At 53.9% G+C, this 19,163-nt stretch carries 17 protein-coding genes, 1 rRNA gene and 1 pseudogene; 11 read left to right on the top strand and 8 right to left on the bottom strand.

The annotated features are described in order from the left end of the window. Window positions 1–64 precede the first annotated feature (64 nt). Window positions 65–505, top strand: a complete 441-nt coding sequence (slyA, locus tag C3Z11_RS13730) for a transcriptional regulator SlyA (RefSeq protein ID WP_106478505.1) — start codon at window positions 65–67, stop codon at window positions 503–505. Between the two features lie 20 nt (window positions 506–525). Here slyA and C3Z11_RS13735 read toward each other — a convergent pair whose 3' ends face one another. Then, window positions 526–1,035 carry a hypothetical protein gene (locus C3Z11_RS13735; RefSeq protein ID WP_106478506.1) on the bottom strand — a complete coding sequence of 170 codons (510 nt, stop codon included), beginning with the start codon at window positions 1,033–1,035 and terminating at the stop codon, window positions 526–528. Window positions 1,036–1,157: 122 nt separating this feature from the next. On the opposite strand from C3Z11_RS13735, the gene C3Z11_RS13740 reads away from it, so the two are divergent. Continuing rightward, window positions 1,158–1,616, top strand: a complete 459-nt coding sequence (locus C3Z11_RS13740; protein WP_106478507.1) for a universal stress protein — start codon at window positions 1,158–1,160, stop codon at window positions 1,614–1,616. A 56-nt stretch (window positions 1,617–1,672) separates the two neighbouring features. Here C3Z11_RS13740 and C3Z11_RS13745 read toward each other — a convergent pair whose 3' ends face one another. Continuing rightward, the gene (locus C3Z11_RS13745; protein ID WP_106478508.1) at window positions 1,673–3,595 is read right to left on the bottom strand and encodes an ATP-binding cassette domain-containing protein; all 1,923 of its coding nucleotides are present in this window, start codon (window positions 3,593–3,595) and stop codon (window positions 1,673–1,675) included. A gap of 207 nt (window positions 3,596–3,802) precedes the next feature. On the opposite strand from C3Z11_RS13745, the gene C3Z11_RS13750 reads away from it, so the two are divergent. Beyond that, window positions 3,803–4,663, top strand: a complete 861-nt coding sequence (locus C3Z11_RS13750) for a TatD family hydrolase (protein ID WP_106478509.1) — start codon at window positions 3,803–3,805, stop codon at window positions 4,661–4,663. Further along, window positions 4,656–5,141 (top strand): hypothetical protein, encoded by a 486-nt coding sequence (locus C3Z11_RS13755; protein WP_106478510.1) that lies wholly within the window; start codon window positions 4,656–4,658, stop codon window positions 5,139–5,141. Before C3Z11_RS13750 ends, C3Z11_RS13755 begins: the two co-directional genes overlap by 8 nt. Here C3Z11_RS13755 and C3Z11_RS13760 read toward each other — a convergent pair. Next, the gene (locus tag C3Z11_RS13760; protein ID WP_106478511.1) at window positions 5,138–5,731 is read right to left on the bottom strand and encodes an elongation factor P hydroxylase; all 594 of its coding nucleotides are present in this window, start codon (window positions 5,729–5,731) and stop codon (window positions 5,138–5,140) included. The genes C3Z11_RS13755 and C3Z11_RS13760 overlap by 4 nt on opposite strands. A 133-nt stretch (window positions 5,732–5,864) precedes the next feature. Between C3Z11_RS13760 and C3Z11_RS13765 the strand changes: the two genes are divergently transcribed. The 3 genes from C3Z11_RS13765 to C3Z11_RS13775 all read left to right on the top strand — a co-directional run bounded on the left by C3Z11_RS13765 (window position 5,865) and on the right by C3Z11_RS13775 (window position 9,376). Continuing rightward, complete coding sequence (locus C3Z11_RS13765; protein WP_262927412.1) at window positions 5,865–7,316, top strand: MATE family efflux transporter; 1,452 nt, start codon at window positions 5,865–5,867, stop codon at window positions 7,314–7,316. Beyond that, the gene (locus C3Z11_RS13770; RefSeq protein WP_106478552.1) at window positions 7,282–8,343 is read left to right on the top strand and encodes a DUF3080 family protein; all 1,062 of its coding nucleotides are present in this window, start codon (window positions 7,282–7,284) and stop codon (window positions 8,341–8,343) included. The genes C3Z11_RS13765 and C3Z11_RS13770 overlap by 35 nt, the downstream gene beginning before the upstream one ends. A 337-nt stretch (window positions 8,344–8,680) precedes the next feature. Beyond that, entirely contained in the window at window positions 8,681–9,376 is a 696-nt protein-coding gene (locus tag C3Z11_RS13775) for a hypothetical protein (RefSeq protein ID WP_106478512.1), read from the top strand. A gap of 97 nt (window positions 9,377–9,473) precedes the next feature. Here the strand turns inward: C3Z11_RS13775 and tusA are convergent, their stop codons facing one another. Next, window positions 9,474–9,716 (bottom strand): sulfurtransferase TusA, encoded by a 243-nt coding sequence (tusA, locus tag C3Z11_RS13780; protein WP_106478513.1) that lies wholly within the window; start codon window positions 9,714–9,716, stop codon window positions 9,474–9,476. A gap of 59 nt (window positions 9,717–9,775) precedes the next feature. Further along, entirely contained in the window at window positions 9,776–10,846 is a 1,071-nt protein-coding gene (gene rlmM / locus C3Z11_RS13785) for a 23S rRNA (cytidine(2498)-2'-O)-methyltransferase RlmM (RefSeq protein ID WP_106478514.1), read from the bottom strand. Between the two features lie 446 nt (window positions 10,847–11,292). Here rlmM and C3Z11_RS13790 point away from each other — a divergent pair, with 446 nt between their 5' ends. After that, window positions 11,293–13,527, top strand: coding sequence for an NADP-dependent isocitrate dehydrogenase (locus tag C3Z11_RS13790; RefSeq protein WP_106478515.1), 2,235 nt, complete (start codon window positions 11,293–11,295; stop codon window positions 13,525–13,527). 329 nt (window positions 13,528–13,856) lie between these two features. On the opposite strand, the pseudogene C3Z11_RS13795 reads toward C3Z11_RS13790, so the two are convergent. Next, window positions 13,857–14,088: pseudogene (locus C3Z11_RS13795) on the bottom strand (transposase); the annotation flags it as partial. 5 nt (window positions 14,089–14,093) lie between these two features. Further along, the gene (locus C3Z11_RS13800) at window positions 14,094–14,927 is read right to left on the bottom strand and encodes an AraC family transcriptional regulator (protein WP_158701047.1); all 834 of its coding nucleotides are present in this window, start codon (window positions 14,925–14,927) and stop codon (window positions 14,094–14,096) included. A gap of 174 nt (window positions 14,928–15,101) precedes the next feature. Between C3Z11_RS13800 and C3Z11_RS13805 the strand changes: the two genes are divergently transcribed. The 3 genes from C3Z11_RS13805 to C3Z11_RS13815 all read left to right on the top strand — a co-directional run bounded on the left by C3Z11_RS13805 (window position 15,102) and on the right by C3Z11_RS13815 (window position 18,403). Next, a complete protein-coding gene (locus C3Z11_RS13805; protein ID WP_106478517.1) occupies window positions 15,102–16,181 on the top strand; it encodes a BMP family ABC transporter substrate-binding protein in 1,080 nt (359 codons plus the stop codon). Between the two features lie 120 nt (window positions 16,182–16,301). Then, entirely contained in the window at window positions 16,302–17,342 is a 1,041-nt protein-coding gene (gene add, locus C3Z11_RS13810; RefSeq protein ID WP_106478518.1) for an adenosine deaminase, read from the top strand. Between the two features lie 107 nt (window positions 17,343–17,449). Then, window positions 17,450–18,403: an isopenicillin N synthase family dioxygenase gene (locus tag C3Z11_RS13815; RefSeq protein WP_106478519.1), complete on the top strand. Its 954-nt coding sequence runs from the start codon at window positions 17,450–17,452 to the stop codon at window positions 18,401–18,403. A 675-nt stretch (window positions 18,404–19,078) separates the two neighbouring features. Here the strand turns inward: C3Z11_RS13815 and rrf are convergent. Next, window positions 19,079–19,163 (bottom strand): 5S ribosomal RNA (gene rrf / locus C3Z11_RS13820); the annotation flags it as partial.

A 19,163-nucleotide genomic window follows, 5' to 3' on the forward strand; every position in this document is an offset into this window, starting at 1 on the left:
ACTTGCACACATACCCCTGCTTTCGTGACAATAGGACTTTAATTTACAACCTAATTATATCGCCATGCATGAATCGCTCTGTTTGAAATTGTCGCGAGTTCCGCGCTTGTGGCGTGCGATCATCGATTATCGTCTAGCCCCCTTGGGGCTGACCCAGACGCGCTGGGTCACGCTATATCATCTGTGGAACATGGGCGACGGCCAGCCACAATGCGACTTGGCGCGGACTATCGGTGTCGAGGCACCTTCGCTGGTGCGTACCCTCGACCAGTTGGCCCACCAGGGCCTGATCGAACGCCGCCCCAGTGATGAGGATCGACGCACCAAGCTTGTCTATTTAACGGACAAGGCCACGCCTTTACTCGAACGCATCGAGACCGTCGTTCAAGAAGCACGAGAAGAAATGCTGCATGGCATCAGCGACGCTGACCTCGATCATTTCGAAACGGTTCTGTGCCTGATCGAGAAAAACGGCCAAACGCTGCTTTCACGTCAAGAAACCTGATCCCACCTATCAGGCTCGGCTTACGGTGTGTTATTCGTAAGCCGAGCCTGAGCGACTTTCAACTGCTCGGCCAGTATGGCGAATGCAGCAGCGTCCAGCGTTTCATCCCACCATAATGTGAGCGCTCTCGCATCCGATTCCAGAGCTCGGATATCCTTGGGCAATTGCTTGAGCAAGGTTTCAACGGCTGATCTTTTGTCGAAGCTCAATGACGTCAAGGACGAATGTACACTTTTCCAACCCACCGGGGCGCCAGTCATTCTCGTGATTTGCCCCGGCGTGTCTCCTTCTTGCGCATTTATCAAGGCAAAACGCGGCCCCTGCAGCTCACGTGGATAGTGAAGCCGATAGGCGACTGTAGACAGAGAATCCTCCAGCCATGGCGTTTTTTCAATCGCCACACGAAACCCTTGGCGACGCGCCTCATCACGCAGCGCGATCTGTCGGCGCTGATGTAGTGAGGGACGCATTGCGATGACCGGTGCCATAGCAATGAACAGAATCACCACCAGTATCAAGAGTGTCTTCATGAAGGCTTCCTAATGCTTGCGCTGCGTTGATTGGCTGCATAACACAGCGATACAAAGACGTTGTATCACCTCAAACTCCCGCTTACAGTGAGGGATGTCATAACCAGTTGGGGGCTGCAGTCATGAGTTACGAATATCGCCACATCCTGGTCGCCGTCGATCTGACCAAGGATTCCAGCCGTGTACTGGAACGCGCGCTACCCATTGCGCGACGCAACGACAATGCCAAGATATCGATCATGCATACGCTTGAACCCCTGGGATTCGCTTATGGCGGCGACATTCCCATGGACCTGACCTCCATTCAGGATCAGCTTGACGAACATGCTCGCGAACGGCTGGCCGAAGTTGCTGATCCACACGGCATCCCACGTGAAAACCAGCATGTCGTGATTGGTATGCCTGATTCCGAAATTCATCGCTTCTCGGCCGAGCATGGCGTTGATCTGATTGTGGTTGGCTCTCACGGTCGGCACGGTTTTGCCCTGTTGCTGGGTTCGACTTCGACTGGAGTCCTGCACGGTGCGCAGTGCGATGTACTTGCCGTACGTGTGGGTACTGAAGAGAACTCGGAAGAATAAGCGCACCCGGGCCGGCCCTTATGCCGGCCGGCCCCAGCGCTTTCAGACGGATTAAATCACTCGCCCTCTCTCACCGCTTCCAACTCCATCCAGCGTTCCATCGCCTCATCGAGTTCTCGCTGACGTGTCGACAGCTCGGCCAATGTTGCATTAACCGTATCGCCATCTTGCTGGTAAAACGCTGGCTCACCGATGGTTTGCTCAAGTGCCGCGATATCTTGCTCAAGCCTTTCGATCATCTCGGGTAGCTGGTCAAGTTCGCGCTGCAGCTTGTAAGACAGCTTCTGCGTCTTTTTTGCAGGCGTTGCAGTAGCCTCACTGATGCTGTCCTGCTTCGTTTTGCCCCCACTCTGAGATGTGGGCTTTTGCTGCTCAATCTGACCTGATACGGGCGGCAATTTGCCTCCCTGGCGCACCCAATCAGTATAACCGCCCACATATTCCCGCACTTGTCCTTCACCCTCGAAGGCCAGCACGCTAGTGACTACGTTATCCATAAAATCACGGTCGTGACTCACCAACAGCAGCGTACCGTCGAAGTCAATCAAGAGTTCTTCGAGGAGTTCAAGCGTTTCGACATCGAGATCGTTGGTGGGCTCGTCGAGCACCAGCACGTTGGCCGGTTGGGTAAACAGCTTGGCCAGCAGCAGGCGATTCGATTCCCCCCCTGACAAGGCCTTGACCGGCTGACGCACACGGTCAGGAGCAAAAAGGAAATCCTGCAGGTAACTCATCACATGCTTGTCTTTCCCGCCTACGGTGACGAAATCACGGCCCTGCGCGACGTTATCAAAGACCGTGGCATTCAAGTCGAGCCCGGCCCGCAGCTGGTCGAAATAAGCGACCTGGACGTTAGTCCCCATACGAACCTGCCCTTCGCTGGGTTCAAGCAGCCCCAACAGAATCTTCAAGAGCGTCGTCTTGCCGGCACCGTTACGCCCGACGAAGCCAATGCGATCGCCGCGCTGAACTTCCAGGCTCAGGTTACGAATAACCCATTCATCACCGAAGCGGTGATTCACGTTTTCCAGCTCAACAACGCGCTTGCCGCTTCTCTCGCCACTGTCCACCGTCAGTTTGGCATTGCCATGACGATGACGTCTCGCCGCCTGCTCCGCCCGCATTTTCTCAAGCGCACGGACGCGGCCTTCGTTGCGCGTCCGTCTCGCCTTGATCCCTTGGCGAATCCAGCTCTCTTCCTGGGCCAGCTTCTTGTCGAATTCCTGACGCTCACGCGCTTCTATTTCAAGCTCATGCTGCTTTTGAGCCTGATACTTATCGTATTCACCTGGATAACGGCCCAGCTTGCCACGGTCGAGCTCAAGAATGCCGGTAGCGAGCCGCTTCAGGAAAGCGCGGTCGTGAGTGATAAACAACACCGAACCGGAAAACTGCAGCAACTGCTCTTCAAGCCAGAGGATGGTGTCGAGATCAAGGTGGTTGGTAGGCTCGTCAAGCAGCAGCACATCGGGCTCGGCAACTAGAGCACGCGCCAGCGCCACACGGCGCCGCCAGCCGCCGGACAGTCCTTCCATCGCCGTATCGGCAGGTAGATCCAGGCGTGTCAGTACCGTATCGATACGCTGATGATACGACCAGCCATCAAGAGCTTCCAAACGGGTCTGCAGGGTTTCCAGACGCTTCATGTCAGGCTCTGGCGCCGCCACCAGCCGGTCGTACTCGGCCAGGAGGCTGCCCACCTCGGGCATACCTTCGGCCACGACATCAAAAATGCGTCGTCCTTCCGCCGGAGGCAAATGTTGCAGCAGCGTGCCCACGCGCAGACCCGGCGCCCGCCAGACCGTACCGCCATCGGGTAGCGCCGCGCCGGAAACAAGTGATAATAGCGTCGATTTACCGGTACCGTTACGCCCGACAAGCGCTAGACGCTCACCTTTTTCCAGCGTCAGCTCAGCGTTGTCGAGCAACACTTGAGTGCCATAGGCGAGTTGAAGCTGTTCGAGTTTTAGCAACGTCATGCGTAGCGTCCCGCTGAGAAAAATGAAGATGGCCTATTGTAGCGCATCAAGGCGCCAACGCGTGGAGCGTTAGCATCAGGTTTTCCGTACAATGGTGTATTTTCACGCTTAAGCCGTGCGCTGACGCATATTCCATGATGGTTATACAGGCGGGCTGTATTCAGCCTGCTGCGCTACAGCCATTGTGATGTTTCAACTGGAGTCTTCATGCTGCCCGACGCTTTGCGCTTCAGGTCGCCCTCGCCGCTGGTCGATATTGGCGCCAACCTGACCCATGAAAGTTTTGACCGCGACATGGACGATGTCCTCGCGCGCGCCCATGACGCCAATGTGCAGGCATTAGTGCTTACCGGTACTGACCGCGAACATATTGACGCTGCCATCGCCTTGGCGGAAAGAGATAGTCCGGTTGCACTTTACGTGACAGCCGGCGTTCATCCTCATCACGCGACACAGTGGGATACATCGCTCGCCGCCCATGTGGGCCATGCGTTGACACACCCCAAGGTGGTAGCTGTCGGTGAGTGCGGACTCGACTTCAATCGCGACTTTTCACCGCGTCAGGCACAGGTACAGGCGTTCGAGGCTCAACTTGAATTGGCGGCTGCCAGTGGCAAGCCTCTATTTCTGCACGAACGTGACGCCGGCCATGAAATGCTCGAAATATTGAAAACCTGGCGCGACGACATCGGCGACGCCGTGGTTCACTGCTTCACCGGTGAGCGCAAGACACTGTATGGCTATCTCGACCTTGACCTGCATATCGGCCAGACCGGCTGGCTATGTGACGAGCGTCGCGGCCATCATCTACGAGAATTCATTAAAGACATTCCACTCAACCGGTTGATGGTCGAAACCGACTGTCCCTACCTGCTGCCGCGTAATTTGCCTGCAAAGCTCAAGGGACGCCGCCACGAACCGGCATTACTGCCTTGGATCGTGCGTGAGATCGCTGCTTGCCGCCACGATGATGAAGAGAACGTAGCGCGCGAAACAACGCGTACTGCGCAGCGTTTTTTCAATTTGGATGCCCTTTCCGATCAGCAGGGAGCACGTACCGATGACTGACTTTCCCGGTTTCATTGCCATTGAATCCGGTGATGGCGACCTGCCGGTCGCCATCGCCTGGTCACTGCCTGATGGCCGTATCAAGCACACTTTGATACAACCCGGCGAGCATTGGCTGGAAGAAGAAGGCACTAGTCTTGGCGACTACAGTGAGGAAGAACTCTACTCCCTAGGCGTGAGCCCTCTCGATGTGATCCGTGAAATGGAAAATGATCACTTCAGCGATACCCTGTATACCGCTGGAGTGATTGATGATGAGGCCGCGCTGTCGCGCCTGTTTGATGAATACGGCATGGACCCCTTCGTCGAACTTGCCCCGGCAGAGACGCTTTATCCCACGCTGGATATCGGCGAATGGAACCGCGAACGCAGCGACACCTTCAGCGAGCTGGGGTTGGAACCACTCCGTCCTGAACATGAGTTGCAAGTCATGTTGACGCTGCATGCGCGCCTGACCAGTAGCGGTGAAGATATTTAAGCTGACGTCTTGCGGCGCTTCTCCGGTTTTTTATGGGCGTGTTGCTCGTCATGCCAAGCGCCAGCGAGCGTGATCGCTTCCGAAAAAGAAGCGCCGTGCTGATAGAACGCTTCAAGCGCTCGCCGGAAGGTCTCGGCACGCACTGCCAGACCTTCACGCCTGTAGCGTTCGGCTTGCGCACTCACCTTGGCGGCAAAGGCTTCGCGGTCCACCTCAACCTCCCCGTTGAGGTTATCGACACTGACATTGAAACGAAACGCACAGGCCTCGCTCAATAACATTTCAATGGCCTGAGGCACGACTTCGGCGCTTTCAAAAGCGCGCTGCTGATCGGCATCGCGCCCGTCGGGAAGATACCAGTAGCCATAATCTTCAAGCTCGCGGCGCCTTGCCCCGGCAACACACCAATGACTAACCTCATGCAACGCGCTGGCAAAAAAGCCATGGGCGAAGATGATCTGGTGTGTCTCATCAGGCCTCGTCGCCGGACGATAAAGCGGCTCATTATCTCCCAGCACTAGCCGGGTGCGATAACGCTGCTTGAACAATCCGTCAAACAGCGTAATAAGATCTTGATGGCGGTGTTCCACTGCCGTTCTCCTTACGTGCAAGCACGCCATTATAACGTGCAGAAGCGCAAGCCGCCGGAGGATATTTTGCTAGACTGCGTTGCTTTCTCTACTTTTTCTTCAGCTCAGGATATGGCGTGTGGCTCGACTTTCCATGGCTAGCTTTTCCATGACGGCACTTGCTCGCAGCCGAACAGAAGGCAAGCAGCTCCTGCGTCTGGCATTACCCATCTGCGGTGCTCAGCTGGCCCAAGCGGGCATGAGCACAGTTGATGTCATCATGGCTGGACGCGCCAGTGCGACCGATCTTGCCGCTGTATCGGTGGGTGCTAGCCTATGGGTTCCGCTGATGCTGTTCATGACCGGAACACTGATAGGGCTGACGCCCATCGTGGCGCAACATTTTGGCGCCGATAAGAAAGCGCTGATTCGTCCCAGCGTACATCAAGCGCTTTGGGTAGCGCTGGTGTTGGGATGTGCCGCGGCTGGCTTGATCTGGGCTCTAGTAGAACCGGTATTTCGCTTTATGGACGTACCGCCTCATGTTGCCTCGCTTTCCACGGGCTATCTACATGCGGTGGCGTTTGGTATTCCGGGCGTTGCCTTTTATCAAACACTGCGCGCCTATTCCGATGGCATGAATCATACGCGTCCCGCCCTGTGGATCAGCCTGATTGGCCTTGGCGTAAACGTGCCATGCAATTACGTGCTGATCTACGGCGGCGCTGGCATGACAGCGCTATTAGGTGATTATACCCCCGCCCTGCTCACCTCACTGCCTGCGCTCGGTGCGGTAGGCTGCGGAATTGCGACTGCCCTGGCGATGTGGGTCATGTGTGGCGCGATGATTATGTATACCCATCGCGCCAGAGCTTACCGAGGCGTTTCGCTCTGGTCCAAGCCTGCTGCGCCCAACCGTAAGCTGATCTTCGAGCTGCTGCACATCGGCTTACCGATTGGTGTCGCCATCTTTGCTGAAGTTACGCTGTTTACCCTTATTGCCCTGTTTATCGCAGGCTATGGCGAAGTAGTTGTCGCCGCTCATCAGGTCGCGCTCAACTTCACCTCGCTGTTGTTCATGCTGCCCCTGTCACTTGGCATGGCGCTTACCGTGCGGGTCAGCAATACATTGGGCCAAGGCAATGCGGCTCACGCGCGGTTTGTTGCCTGGAATGGGGTCGGCTTGTCACTGGGGGCCGCCATGATCAATAACATGATCCTTCTGGCAACCGCCAGCTGGGTCGTCACGCTCTATTCCAGCAATGCCGAGGTACAGCATCTCGCCAAAATGCTGATGTATCTTGCCGTGATTCATCAGATCTCCGATGCCCTGCAGGTCAACATGGCCGGCGCGCTGCGTGGTTACAAGGATACGCGCATCATCATGGCGATCACGCTCTTCTCTTACTGGGTCGTCGGGTTAGGTGGCGGCCATCTGCTCGGCAAGGGCTGGCAGGGCGTATTTGAAGGATTAGGGGTCTACGGCTATTGGATAGGGCTGATTGCAGGTCTTACCGTTGCGGCATCGCTTTTAGGGCTGCGCCTGAATCATATCAGCAAGGCATTGAACAATGGCAAAAGGCCTTTGGATACTGTTACTGAGTAGCTTGGTGCTACTAGAAGGATGCAGTGAGCGTCATCCCGCCGACGCGCTGCTGGTGGACTACCAGCAGCGCGTGTCTCGGGCCCTTGAAACATCTATGCCCGAGCCCGCGATACCCCCTAATTTCGAGGCATTACCCGCACGTGAAGCACGCCTGTTTGAGCTTGAGCCACTGCGCACCGGCATGCTGGACATTTATGCATTACGCGAGTGCGGCCTGGTCTCGCTGGTTGCAGCGCGCAACAATCAGCTGGGTAAGGTCGCCGTGCCAAGCCACCGCTGGGTCTACGAGCTTACACTCTGGCGGGTACTTTACGGCTGTAAGAACAGCCAGGTGCCCGAGCGCCTTTCGCCTAATAATCGTGCCAACCTTGACCGTTTTCTTACGCTAAAGACGGAACAGCTCCCTTATATCAGTTGGAATGCGCTCTTTGACTCACGCGAATGGGTTGAGAGTTTTACACGTTCAGCGCTCCCCATCGCTCCAGAAGAAGACTTGCCATTAACAAGTAGCATTCAAGCATTGGACTACTTGCGCTACGCCACAGCGCACCAATTCGATTCAGACTGGCAGCCTGAGGTGACCACGATCGATGCCCAGTTTCATGTGCTCGATAACAATCTGTTGAGTGCCCGGCTATTGAGATCACTTTTGCTGGTTACCCAGCGGCTCGACGAGCTTTCAACAGTCATGGAAAAACGATTGGAAACACGGCCGATATGTTATCGGGGGCATTCCAATCCACAGGCCGATATCCTCTATAACGTTTTTCTTCATTATTATGTTGGCCGTGTGCAGCCTTATCTGGCACTTACCCAGCGCAGTAGTCAGCAGTGGTTCAGCGCCGTCAACGCTCTGCTCGATCAACATACCGTCTCCCGTCCCGAAGTGGCGCACTACCAGCAAAGATGGCTTTCCTTCGACACGCCTCATGCACCTTGGCAGCGCTATCAGCACGCCATGTCTCGTCATATCGCGCTGTGGCAGCAGATATGGCAAAGCTGCGGGCGGATGCCGGGAAGCCAGTGAGCCGACCCTTCTAGCCCAATAATTTTTTCGCAGGGTTTCAGACAGCAACTATAACTAAATGTCTTTATTATCTTTAAAAATCGGAGAAAAATCCGATAAAACAAGCGAGCCTAAGCAGCGCAATAAACGCTACACGCCGAAGGCGTGCAAAGTAACTTAACTTTCTGGTGGTAGCTGTGCTAATAGTGAAGCGAGCGTTGCCGAAAATTTGGCGTCATTTATTTCGTTAATGCTCAGCGAAAGAATAGATATTCGCCGGGTTTGCAAGGGAATAGTGGCGACCTTTGACATCAGCGTTCGGGTTATGGCCGATCGACACCCGATGAGGAGGGCATTTATGGGCACCCCGCTATCTTCCCGCCCCGCCAAGGTTATCGACTTGGAAATTATGCGCGACCGGTTTCGCGCCCGTCAGCGCGTCACCCGCTTGGCGCCTGAACTCGACGGACTGGAAATGCTGTATCGTTTGGCCTCTGATCCGGATTCACTCTATGGCATGCCAGTACTTGCCTGGGCTATACGTGAAGACGGCGTAGTCATGGGTATGGTGCCATGGATGGAATGCTTGACGCCGTGCCATACGCTTGATGACCCTGAACATGGGCACTTTGTAGGCTATCGTGACCCTGAAACTGATGAGTTACTGGACAGCCCGCCCGAGCATAAGATTTTAGAGCTTGAGCATGCTGCTGCTTACTTCGACTATGAGGCAACGAACGAGACCACGCTGATCCAGCACCTTCCGGATACACATGGCACGCATGCACTGTGCATCGATGACGATGACGGCCCGTGGCAACTCAAGCAGATTTACGGTTGGAGACTTTATAGTGATGGGACTATCGAGGCGCTATTGCTCGATGAAGAAAAAGAGTATCAGACCCCCATCCTGCCCAGTGATGAGTGCCTTTATCCAGGTCATAGCCGCCACCAGATAGTGTATTTCTTTCAACGCGCCATCGCCAATCGCATCAAGAATAAAGATCCTGACACACTAGAAGCCTTGGCCCTCATGGTGGGCAACACGCCCTAGTCTGTCTCTTCTCAAGGACTTGCCCTCAAAAAAAGAAAAGGCGCCATGGTGGCGCCTTTTCCTTTGAAATATTTCTCTTGCCCCCTCTTGGCAGCCGTTATGTCTTCAGGCGAATGAAGTATTCGTAGTCTCCATCCTGTTCACGCTGCGCAATTAGCTCATGACCCAAAAACGTACAGAATTTAGGAACATCGCGTGTCGTGGCCGGATCTGTCGCCACGACTTTGAGCACATTGCCGGCTGCCAGATCTCGCACCCGGTTATGCATCATCATGATAGGTTCTGGACAGTAAAGCCCTGACGTGTCGAGCACGTCATCATAAGCAGGTAGATCAGCCATAAATTGCTCGTGTAATGAAATAAGTCGCATTTAGATCGACACTATGGTGTAAGGCTTGTCTAGTCCAGAAGGCGAACGTAAACGGTCACTTCTTCACGGTCATGATAGAGATGCCGACAGGCGATTTCTGCCTTGATACCAGCTGCTTTCAAGGAATTCTGCAACTTCTCAAGACACAGACTAACTTCCTGCCAACGGCGTTTCATTGGCAACTTGAGATTGAAGACAGCTTGCCAGCACCAGCGTTTCGTCAGCCAACGCTCTACCATTTCCGTCACACGCATTGGTCGGTCGACAATATCGCACACCAGCCAGTCGAGCCGCTGCGGCGGAGCCCAGACAAAACCATCCTCACGTAGATGGTCAATCATGCCGCTACGCATCAACTCGCTATCCATCGGCCCGTTATCGATGGCATAAACATACATGCCCTTACGAACCAACTGATACGTCCATCCGCCTGGCGCTGCACCCAAGTCTGCCGCCTGCATACCGTCATGCAGCATGTCGGGCCACGTCTCACGCGGCAAGAACTCGTGCCAGGCTTCTTCCAGCTTCAAGGTCGAACGACTGGGCGCCTCACGCGGAAACTTTAGATGACGGATACCGCCGGGCAGCTCACTGCGATTGCCTGGGAAACTCATCGCCACCTGGACACAGTCGCCATGGGTCCAGAACAGATGCAGTCGACGGCCACCCGCGCGGCGCTTCAATGCCCCCCGTTTTTTAAGTACACCTTCTAGGGGTTGCTGCAAAGACTTGATCAGGCCGGCCAGCGCCTTGCCATCATTGGTATCCGGTGTTTCCTGCCAAAGTGCCTCGAAATTCCATCCGCTCGCTACGATCTGTTCAATAATGGGCGAAATACGATCCTGCCTTGATAGATTCTCCAAAGGCGCAAAAGCGACTAAAGATTGGCGTGCAAATACTAACGAGCGCAGCGAAAGCGCCTGATGAAGTTTATTGACCGGATTATCATCGACCGTAGCAAAACGCACATGGCCACTTCCAGATATCGCAAGAGGATAACCGGCAAAACCAAGCACAGCAGCTTTTTCGGTAATTTCTACGGCAAGATCCGTTTCGAAACCGGCGCGGCAATAGAGGAGAAGTTCGGTCGGCGTATTCATTAAATGATGCTTGTCAGCTCTTGATGAGGCATGAAAAGTGCGCAGTGTACCCGCTCTCGCGCTGGCATACGAACACAGCTATCGCCTATCAGGATGTGCGAAGACATTAGGAGCTATTGTCATGATATGAATATGCACACCCTCGTTGCCAAGGGCTTATTCTTACTTGCATATCTTTTGTTTGCTCACCGCTGCCGTTAGCTTGTGTATGCGCATGAAGGCCTGCACTGATATACTCTGGCGCGACCGCTGGGTCGTCGACATACTATAAAGCTGGACCCACCGAATCCAAACCCCTGCATGATGGTCCGAGCGCTTTCGCGGGCATAACATTGTTAGGCAGGCGAACAGCCTAAATTTCCGGCGTTTGCTATAAGCATCCCGAGCCTAACCCGCACCGCTCAAGATTCATGCATTAGCTGTGACAAGAGAGGTCAACGCAAAAAATGTCCAAAACGCCGAAGATCATCTACACGCTTACCGACGAAGCTCCTGCCTTAGCGACCCACTCCCTGCTCCCCATTATCGACGCCTTTACCGATCCTGCCGGCATCATAGTAGAGACTCGGGATATCTCACTGGCGGGTCGGATCATCGCGCATTTCCCTGATTACCTAAGCGATGAACAAAAAATTTCTGATCATTTGGCTGAGCTTGGCGCTCTGGCAACTACGCCGGAAGCCAACATCATAAAACTGCCTAACATCAGCGCCTCGACTCCACAGCTCAAGGCGGCTATTAAGGAACTCCAACAGCAGGGTTACAAGCTGCCGGATTATCCAGATGAGCCTGCAAACGACACTGAAAAAGATGTCAAGGCTCGCTACGACAAGGTCAAGGGTAGCGCGGTCAACCCCGTTCTGCGTGAAGGTAACTCCGATCGGCGCGCGCCACTTTCTGTCAAGAATTATGCTCGCAAGTATCCTCATCGGATGGGCAAATGGAGCACCGATTCCAAATCTCACGTCGCGCATATGAGCGAAGGCGATTTCTACGGTAGCGAGAAGTCCGCGCTGATCGATAACGGCGGTGACGTAAAGATTGAGCTGGTCGCAAAGGATGGCAGCACAACCGTCCTCAAGGAGAAAACCACTCTTCTGACCGGCGAGATCATCGATGCATCAGTAATGAGCAGCAAAGCCCTGCGCCGCTTCGTTGCTGCTGAAATTGCCGATGCCAAGGCCAAAGGCATACTGTTTTCGCTGCACCTCAAAGCCACCATGATGAAGGTGTCGGACCCCATCATGTTTGGCATGGTAGTCAGTGAGTTCTATAAGGACGTGCTCGACAGGTACGCTGAAGAACTTAAGCAGGCCGGTTTCAACCCCAACAACGGCATTGGCGATCTGTACTCGACGATCAAATCGTTGCCCGCCGACAAGCAGGCCAAGATCGAGACTGAAATTCAGGCGCTCTACGCCGATCGTCCACCGCTGGCAATGGTCAATTCACATAAGGGCATAACCAATCTGCACGTGCCTAGCGATGTGATCATTGACGCCTCCATGCCAGCCATGATCCGTGACTCCGGCAAGATGTGGGGTGCCGATGATCAGCTGCACGACACTAAAGCAGTGATTCCGGATCGCTCCTATGCGGGTATCTATCAAGTGACGATCGAGGACTGCAAGCAAAACGGCGCCTTCGATCCGACTACCATGGGCAGCGTACCTAACGTTGGCTTGATGGCACAGAAAGCTGAAGAATACGGTTCACACGACAAGACCTTCCAGATTCCGACTGACGGTATTGTACGTGTCGTTAATGCCAATGGAGATGCCCTGCTCGAACACGTCGTCGAAGCTGGCGATATCTGGCGCATGTGTCAGACCAAGGACGCGCCTATTCAGGACTGGGTCAAGCTGGCCGTTACCCGTGCCCGCGAGAGTGGCGATCCTGCCGTCTTCTGGCTCGACCCGCATCGCGGTCATGATGCCCAGATGATCAAGAAAGTTGAACGCTATCTGAAAGACCATGACACTTCCGGTCTAGATATTCGTATTATGTCTCCGGAAGATGCCATGCGCTTCTCCCTGGAGCGTATTCGTAAAGGCCAGGATACCATTTCGGTAACCGGCAACGTTCTGCGTGATTACCTGACTGACCTGTTCCCGATCATGGAACTGGGTACGAGCGCCAAGATGCTATCGATCGTGCCGCTGATGAACGGTGGCGGTTTGTTCGAAACAGGCGCAGGTGGTTCCGCGCCTAAACACGTTCAGCAGCTTATAGAAGAGAACCATCTGCGTTGGGATTCCTTGGGTGAGTTTCTGGCGCTTGCCGCCTCCCTTGAGCACTTGGGCAATACCTTTGGTAATGCCAGAGCCAAGGTACTGGCAAAAGCTCTGGATCAGGCTAACGGTAAATTCCTCGATAGCAACAAATCACCATCACGTAAGGTCGGCGAAATCGACAACCGTGGTAGCCATTTCTATCTTGCGCTCTACTGGGCACAGGCGCTGGCTGAGCAGAACGAAGATGCCGAACTGAAAGCGCTGTTCACCAAGTTGACTGAGACCCTGGAAGCTAAAGAGGCGACCATCGTCGATGAACTCAACAAGGTACAAGGCAAGCCGGTAGACATTAAAGGCTATTATCATCCAGATCATGCACTAGCCAGCAAGGCTATGCGTCCGAGTGAAACCTTCAATGCCGCATTGGCGATGGTTGCCAAAGGCTGATCGAAGCCTGAAGTGGATCCAATGATTAGCTAGAAGTACAGGGTAGTCATTAGGCTGGTGGAAAGGGCCCATGCACAGCATGGGCCCTTTTTATATCCATAGGGTGGTACACCATGACTAGCAAATTACCATCACCTCCCCATATATGTATTGATGACGATATTAATCCATCTCTTTACTATCGATCCCTTCTTTGCCTGTTAGCCTTCTTGGCTAGAAGATGGACACATGACCAAAAAAGCCTGCCGCTGTGGCAGGCTTTTTTTCTGGGTGAGTGATCAGAGGGGTGCCCCGGCTGGCAACGTCGCCAGGCAGTGCCAGCCCTGTGGATAGGCTTTCATGTAAGTGCCATCCTTGCCCTCGATCAGGGCATTGAACACCTTGAGCGGCTTGCCTGCGGCCGACCAGGCATTGAAGCGTTTGTAGACCGCGCTCCAGCATCCGAAGGCGCCGAGTAGATCCCGCCCCGCCACGGATAACCCATGCGCATTAGGTAGAGTATTCTTTCACTGTCATCCGCGGACTAGGCTTATAGTAAATGGCTTGTTGAAACAGTAACAGCCATCTTAGTAATGCACATCACAAGCCTCGCCACGATAGGTTGCAGGCATCCGCGCCCAGTACCGTTGCCGTAGTTCCCGCGGGCTATGGCCGAAATGCTCACGCATCATACGAGAGAAATGACATGGATTCTTGAATCCGCACTGGAAAGCAATATCAGCCATACTTCGCGTGGATTGAATAAGCATCTCTTCGGCTTTGCCCAGCCGAACCTGCCATAAATACTGTATAGGTGAAGTACCAACCTGCTCATTGAATAGCCGCGTCAGGTGCTGGCGACTGAAACAAGCATAAGCGGCGATATCCTCCAATGAGCAGGATGATGCGAAGTGGCGTTCAATGTAGCTCTTCGCCTTTTCTACCGAACGGTGCAATACACTTGGTTTATCCGGCAGAAGGTCAAGATAGTGCAAGCACTCATAAAACACGCTTCTTGCCAGCGCATCACGTAGCATGCCAGCTTCTCCCGGACGTTCGTATTCCAGCTCCAGCCCCGTAGCCAGCAATGCTTTAAGCCGTGTACTAGCTGAAAACTTGCCGAACGTTCTGTCTAGCAGGTCTTGGGTCATAGGTGTATCGAGAAACTCACCCGTTTCACACCAGCTGGCATGGCAGTAGCAATCGCTGGGAAAGTGCTGTATCACCTGCTCGCGACTGCATACCAGGCAGGCCTCGCCAGCATGCAATACAATTTCACGCCCATCGATCGACAAGATGCTCCGCCCCTTATTGAGCATTGCCAGCCAGAGATAAGGTCCGCGTAGCGGGCCGTAGCTGCCGCCCCGCTCATAGGTGGTTTCACCAAACCGGAACACTTGATCTTCAGCGAACAGCTTCATACATGAATTCCCATCAGATAGACGCATTGAATATTCAATAAGCGTGCCAACAAAACTTATCTGTAAGGAACATGGTCTTGACTAGGGCCCGCTAAACACGGGACGTCGATTGTCTGCGCTACACCTACTTTGTAAGCTCGCAGGGCCAACGACAATAAAGATCTCAGGTGCCACATGTACAAAAAAATCAGGAAACCACTTTGGTTACTTGCTCTATTCATCAGTAGCCATGCCACTGCGAACAACTCCACCAATCCGTTGCAGATGAGCTTCATGTATGGCGGGCCGGTTTCGAATCCAGTCGGCTGGATACATGGCCATGAAATCGCCCGTAAGCAATTGGAGAAAGAATTCTCGGGCGGGCTTAAAACCCGTTACGTGGAAAAAGTGCTAACGACGACTGCTGCGAGCAGTGTGATCCATCAACTATCGCGCCAAAGTAGCGACATCGTAGTGGGTGCTTCTTTCGACTTCATGAATCCGATAATGCAGGCCGCGAAACAGAACCCCAATACCATCTATCTCTGCGCGTCCTGCTACAAGCAGGCGCCGAATGTAGGCAATTACCTAGCTTCGACCTATCAGGGTCGCTATATCGCCGGCATCCTCGCTGGTTACATGAGCAAGACCGGAATTGCCGCCTATATCGGTAGTTACCCACTGCCAGAGGTTATTCGTGATATCAACGCTTTCCTGCTCGGCATGCGCACTGTCAATCCTAAAGCCATCTTGCGTGTCACTTGGCTGAATACTTGGGATGATCCACAGAAAGAGATGGAAGCCGTAACACTGATGGTCGCTCAAGGCGCCGATGTAGTGACAGCACACAACGATAGTGCATCGGTAGTAATGGCTGCTGAGCGCGCACATGTCTACAGCGTCGGCTACGGCTCGGATATGCGCAAGTACGGTCCCAAGGGCCAGCTCACAGCTATTGTCCAAAACTGGGAACCCTACTTCCGCCAGTCTATAGACGCTGTACGCTCTGGCGCGTTTAAAGGAGGGGATTACTGGGGTGATGTTGTCGACGGCATTGTTACTCTGTCGCCGTTCAACGACGCCATTCCGCAAGAGGCTCAGGATAAGGCGTTGGCCATGCTGGAAAAGCTACGCCAGCGTCAGCGCGATGTTTTTGTCGGTCCTATCAGTAACCAAGCCGGTAAAGTGGTGGTGCCCGCCGGGATGACCCTCGGCCACAAGGAACTGGCACGCATGGATTACTTCGTAGAAGGCATTAACGGAAGCCTGCAGTGACCAATTACTGCCAATGCCTGCCAAGGCCCGTCTTTCAACAATTGATTTGCTACCCATAAGCGTCAACCTGGCGCTGGATGCATACCAGACATCGCTACCTGAAGCCATAGGTGATGAGTTATGGAATTCTCTAAGTCGGTGCAGCCATTGGATAAGCTCTCATTCATCCGTGCCCTGCCCAAAGCCGAATTGCATTTGCATCTCGAAGGCTCAGTAGGAATCGAAACGCTCGTTGAGCTAGCCGCCAAGCATAGCCTTGAACTGCCACTACATGATAAGCCTGAAGATCTGCTCAGATTCGCCGACCTCGGTGAGTTTCTTCAGGTCTACGATCTGGTATGCAGGTCGATGCAAGACGTTGATGACTTCATCCAGGTCACCTACGAGATGCTGCAGCGCTGTGCGGATCATGGCGCCCGTTACGTCGAGTTCTTCTTCAGCCCGCATGCCCATACCGGGATCGACTATCCCTTGATGCTCCAAGCTATTCGCGATGGGATGCAGGCTGCCCATGCCGATTTCGATATAACGTCACGGGTAATTCCGGCGCACAGTAGAGAACTCGGCGCACCAGCAGGAATGGCATTTCTCGAACAGGTGCTAGCCAACCGCTGTGACGAGGTGATCGGCATTGGCCTCGATTACCAAGAGCGCCCTTATCCCCCCGATCCATTTCAAGAAATGTACCGTCTCGCACGCAAAGCGGGGCTGCAGACCACCGCACATGCCGGTGAAGATGGCCCGGCTGCCTATGTGCGAAGCGCTTTAGATACGCTCGGTTGTCCACGCATCGACCATGGCTACCACATTGTTGATGACCCTAGGTTGATCGCCGATTGCCGTGCTAGGGGCATCTGGTTTACCTGCTGTCCCACCACCACTCTCTATACCACTCAATGGCGAGATCTCTCATCAGCTGCTCACCCCATTCGTCAGATGCTCGCCGCCGGGCTTAATGTCACCCTGAATACCGACGACCCGGGGTTGTTCCGCACTAACCTGAGCCAAGAGTACGCGGTGCTTGACCTTCCACCCGAGCAATTGGCGCGACTCGCGCTCAACAGCTTAGAAGCGGCCTGGCTGGATGAAGCGCTGAAGAAGCACTGGCGCGACGAGTGGCAACAAGAGATTTCCAGGCTTTTCTCCCGGCTGGCTGCATGATGCAGGATTCTTAGAAAGATCCTTCTTTTTTAGTTTGAGCGCGCCACGCCACTTGCTTGTGTCAGCTGAATCATGACCTAAACCTAACAATGTAGAGGGCTCCTTTAATGAACCATTTACCGATTATTTCCGTGGCGGATCTCAGAAGTGATGATTCGGCCAAACGCCGCTATGTAGCTGACCAGCTGGGCAGGGCTTGCCGTGAGGTGGGCTTTTTCTATGTGGTGGACCACGGTATTCGTGAAGCTACCATTGACACCGCCTTCGCCGAGGCAAAGCGCTTCTTCGGATTGCCGCTGGAAGAGAAGCAGAAGCTGTCGATCAAGTTGTCGCCTCACAATAGAGGATATGTGGCAATGTCTGATGAACGCTTAAATCCCAAGGCTGGCGTGGATATGAAGGAGGCCTTCAATATTGGTGTTGATTTGCCCGAAGACCATCCAAAAGTGAAATCTGGTGAGCCGTTTCGAGGTGCTAATTTCTGGCCGGACCTGCCGAACTGGAAGATTAACACCCAAGCCTACTTCGATGCCTGTTTAGATCTCGGGAGGTTAATCCACCGAGGTTTCAGTCTCGACTTGGGACTGCCGGAAATCTTCTTCGATCCCCATCTCGCTACTCCCATTGCGACCCTGCGCATGCTTCATTATCCCGCCAGTGCCAGCGAGCAAGCCCGGCAGGACGGCGGAGCAGGTACCCATACTGATTACGGCAACTTAACCCTGCTCGCTACTGATACCGTGGCCGGGCTGGAAGTCCGCAATAGGCAGGGCGATTGGATCGAGGCACCTCATATACCTGGGGCCTATGTGTGTAATATTGGTGACTGTATGATGCGTTGGAGCAATGACACCTATGTATCCACGCCCCATCGAGTACGGCCACCGCAGCAGGAACGTTACTCGATCGCCTTTTTTCTGGAGGTAGACCCAAACTCAGTGATTGATCCACGCGATATCATATCGAGTCAGAGTCCGAAATATGAGCCTGTCACATGCGCGGATTATCTAGCGTCCCGGCTAAATGCTACTTATGAGCACCGAGCCGTTGGGCAGTCCTGAGCTGTCTGAAACAGGGCATTTGTTCTATTGAACTCCCCTTCAAAACCTTGCTAGCCATCCCATCCTTTCTAGGCTTGACGGAATGGCTAGCAAACTCGTAAACAACCAATTAGGCATCAGTTTCGTCACGTGCGCCCCCAGCCGATCCAGGCATCCACCCTATAAGCCTCCCCTCGACCCGTCGCTGTATAAGTTCTCTTCGTTGGGCAGCGTAGAGTCGGCACGGTGCGGGTCATGCATCTTGAATGGAATCCAAAGATCACCCAGCGTACTTTACACACGACATGCAGCAATTGGCATCGTAGCGAAATAGCAGCACGAATTTGAAGACGAAGCCTAGTTATGCGACGCAATAAAGATACTCTGCGTTTAGCGCAACAGATAGGGTCCGAAGGGAAGGAATGCCAGCCGGATCTAGGTTGGGGATAGCACCCGGCCCTTGATCATGAAGACAGTAAGTGAGGCAGGCTTCGCATCATCGGCCAGGTTTACTAACCTTTTCAGCTCTCCAAGGCACGGCAGTATCATCGATACATCAGCCGGAAAAAACTATTTCAATGAGGAAGAGTTTATTTTGAAACGCGCCATGTTTAAGCGCCTTTCCAAATCGCTTGCCTTGTATGCAAGGCATAAATAAAAAACCCCGCACCGTAAGGTGCGGGGTTGGGTATAGATGCCTGACGATGACCTACTCTCACATGGGGAGACCCCACACTACCATCGGCGCTGAGCGGTTTCACTACTGAGTTCGGCATGGGAT

Source organism: Phytohalomonas tamaricis (assembly GCF_003012345.1).
Lineage (GTDB): Bacteria > Pseudomonadota > Gammaproteobacteria > Pseudomonadales > Halomonadaceae > Phytohalomonas > Phytohalomonas tamaricis.